This window comes from Nocardia sp. NPDC055050, from assembly GCF_053608345.1.
The window spans coordinates 1-3176 of the sequence record NZ_JBSGVG010000089.1; the positions used below are offsets into that span (position 1 = coordinate 1).

At 64.5% G+C, this 3176-nt stretch carries 2 protein-coding genes and 1 pseudogene; all 3 read right to left on the reverse strand.

Annotated elements, in window-relative coordinates:
• Positions 1–1939 precede the first annotated feature (1939 nt).
• Positions 1940–2428 (reverse strand): pyridoxamine 5'-phosphate oxidase family protein, encoded by a 489-nt coding sequence (locus ACWGCN_RS35740; protein ID WP_452460498.1) that lies wholly within the window; start codon positions 2426–2428, stop codon positions 1940–1942.
• A gap of 23 nt (positions 2429–2451) precedes the next feature.
• Complete coding sequence (locus ACWGCN_RS35745; protein WP_452460499.1) at positions 2452–2613, reverse strand: hypothetical protein; 162 nt, start codon at positions 2611–2613, stop codon at positions 2452–2454.
• 93 nt (positions 2614–2706) lie between these two features.
• Positions 2707–3176 (reverse strand): annotated as a pseudogene (locus ACWGCN_RS35750) (AfsR/SARP family transcriptional regulator); the annotation flags it as partial.

The following is a 3176-nucleotide window of genomic DNA, read 5'->3' on the forward strand; positions in this document are numbered from 1 at the left end:
CCGTGGCCGGCCCCGCTTCCGCGCTGAACTACCTGCGCTGGATCTACTTGCCCGGGGTGGGCGTGCCACCGCTCACGCTGATCAGCGCCTGGATGAAGGGCAGAGCCGCGTCGCTAAGGCTGCCGGCGCCGGTCTGCATCAGTTCGTAGAGGGAACCCATGTCTAACTCCTGGTGATGAGGTGGATCAGGCTCGGTGAACGAGCCGAAGTGCCGATGTGGGCCGGGTTTACGGGAAGAAGGCTGCTACCGAACCCAGGAAGGCGGCGAGCAGGCCGTCGCCTTCGGCCGCGGAACCCAGTCCGGCGATGGCGGCCATCATGATCTCGGTCAGTGAACCCATCGTAAAACTCCTTGCTCGTGTGAAAGGTCTGATCACAGCCGGATAAATGGCTGTGAAGTGTCGGGAATCGACGGCGATTGCCCCCCTCGGCCAGTGGTTATGCGCCGCCGATGGGCGTGCCGCCGCTCAGGCTGATCAGGGCGTCGACGAACGGCAGCGCGCCGTTGCCGAGGCTGGCCATCCCCGTCGCGAACAATTCGTAAAAGGATCCCACGTGTTACTCCTGAATATGGGGAAATTCAGCATCTGGGCTGAATCGACGGTGCCGACGGGTTGTCGGGTTACGGGAAGAACGCTTCCACCGAGCCCAGGAAAGTCCCGAGCAGGAGGTCGCCCGAGTTCGCGGACGCCATTCCGCCCAGTACGCCGAGTAGCAGCTCATCGAATGAGCCCATGATGTATCTCCTTGCGCTGTTGTCTAGCCCCCGGAACTGGGGTGGCCCCCTCGCTTCGGGTGGTTATCACCATCGGTAACTGATGTGATGCCGGTAACGTAGCGCCGTCGCAGATGTGTGGCAAGGCGATGTTTCACTCACCGTGAATCGTTCATTTTTTTCATTCCCGATGGAAGCTGCTCGGCGGTTGCCATCTTCTCTGTCCGGACTGCGTGTGACCTGTAGTTACTGCGACTGTCTGGCACAGTAAACAGGGATCTGGCCGCGAACGATCCCGTTCGCCACCGGTATGTCAAGGGGGGTTGATATTGGTTCTGGACAGTCTGATCTGCGATGGTTCGGTGAGGCTGGGCGGCTGGGGCCGGTGGCTTGCGGCGTGAGGTTCTTCGATGAGGGGTTCTGGCCGCATCGGGCGAAATGGCCGTAGTTCCGTAGCTGTCTGTTGTCGAGCGGTTCGCCGCTGTGCTGGATGTCCGGCGATCGGGCCGACGTCGGTCATCCTCTTTTTCCGACGCAGACCCGGTGTGAATCATGTCGATCAGCTATTGAAATGACGCGTTGACACAGGCGTGGATGGTGGGTAGGAATGGGTCGGGGGCGGACCGTCAACGGCCCGCCCCCGACTGTGTTGCCGTGTATTACTTACCTGGCGTCGGCGTACCGCCGCTGACCGTGATCAGCGCCTGAATGAAAGGCAGGACGGCGTCGCTCAAGCTGCCTGCGCCGGTCGCCATCAATTCGTACAGGGATCCCATGTGTCTTCTCCTCGGGTGATGAAAAAATTATCTCTGGCCGGGTGGCGCGTTTACGGGAAGAAGGCCTCGACCGAGCCGAGGAAGACCGCGAGAAGGCCGTCGCCCTCGACCATCGAGCCCAGTCCCGCAATTGCGGCCATCATTATTTCCGTCAGCGAACCCATGGTGAATCTCCTTGCATGATCGGTAAGCATCCCGCCGGAAAATGGTCGTACCGTCGGCCGGGATGTGGATCACAATCAGATCTCTGTTGTGATGGGGGTAACGTAGCTCCACTCATTTCCTACGGCAAGGAAATCGTCCGATTCGCGCAATTCGGGCAGAGATCCTTCCTGATGGAAGTGCCGATGGGTATTGGTACCCGTCACGAAGAATCGCGCCGTGACCTGTACGGACGTCCAGTCCCGTCAGGTCCGACGATGAACGACCACGTTCGCCGCCGGATCTGTCAATCCCCCTGGAGTTGGCCGCGCCAGAGACGTGCCGGAATTCCGCTGACCAGATCTTGTCGCCGCAGCACCTGGATGCGCCACGGCGTGAGGCGAAGTACCTGGAAGGCCCGGTCGTCGGCACCCTGCCAGAACTGTCCGGGGTCGTAGCCGGCGCCGGGTGGACTGCCGTGCCGGTACAGGTCCCACACGTGTGCGCGCTCGCCGGGGTCATCGGTCCATTCGGCGACCGCGTCGACGGCGACGGTGTTCTGTGCCGGGCTCCAATAGGAGAACGTCACATGCGGATTTCCCGCGATATGGGCGGCCTTCACCGGTGTGCGGTAGGTTCCGAGCCAGCCCGCCGGGTGGTCGGTATCGGTTTCCCAGACCGGAATCAGGACGCGCGACCGTGGGCGTCCCTTGGCGTCGACGGTGGTCATGGTCGCGTAGTTGACGGCGCCGACGATGGCGTCGAAATCGGGTTTGATATCGGCGAACGTGTGCACGTGGGCGCGGGTGCGGTTGTTTACTACCGCTCCTCGACGCGCACGCCGGCGCGGCGGCCGACGGTGGTGAGGACGAGGTCGGTGGTGCCGCCGTCGAGGAAGCCGGCAGGCCCGTCGGTGGCGAGGTAGCGGCGGACGTGGTCGGTCACCGAGGGATCGGGGCTGTCGGTCACGGTGTGAGTCATGGATTCACCGTGCCCGGGAGGGCTTCGGACGGACTCAGGGCCTACTCGAGGCGGTCGGGCGATCGAGGTCGGTCGACAGCGTCCGCAGTGGGCTCAGGGCAGGTTCGGGACTTGCGCGAGGTGCAGGGTCGAGGGTTCGGCTCGCTCACCCTCGGCGAGGTTGTCGGCGAACTGGTTCGTTCCGATGTCGGCGAGGATGCGTGCCTCGATGCGGTCGACGTCGCCGCGTTCGGCCTCGGGCAGCGGGGCGCCGGTGGACCGACGCAGCGCATCGGCGGCACCGAGTAGCCGCGCGGCGTGGGCGGAAGATCCGGCGAGCGACCGGGCTCCGGCCAGGCCTTCCAGCGCGAGTGCGTGGGCACGAGGGTCGCCGGTACGCAGGGCGCAGGCGAGTCCACGCAGGTGCTGGCGCTCGGCTTCGCCGGCGTCACCGGCGAGTTCGGCGGTGAAGCCCAGTTCGGCGAGGATCAGGGCGGCGCCGAAATGCGACCCGGCCCGCAGATGCCAGTCCAGCCAGGTGCCGAGGTACTCGCGCGCCGCCGCCAGGTCGCCGCGGCGGCGCG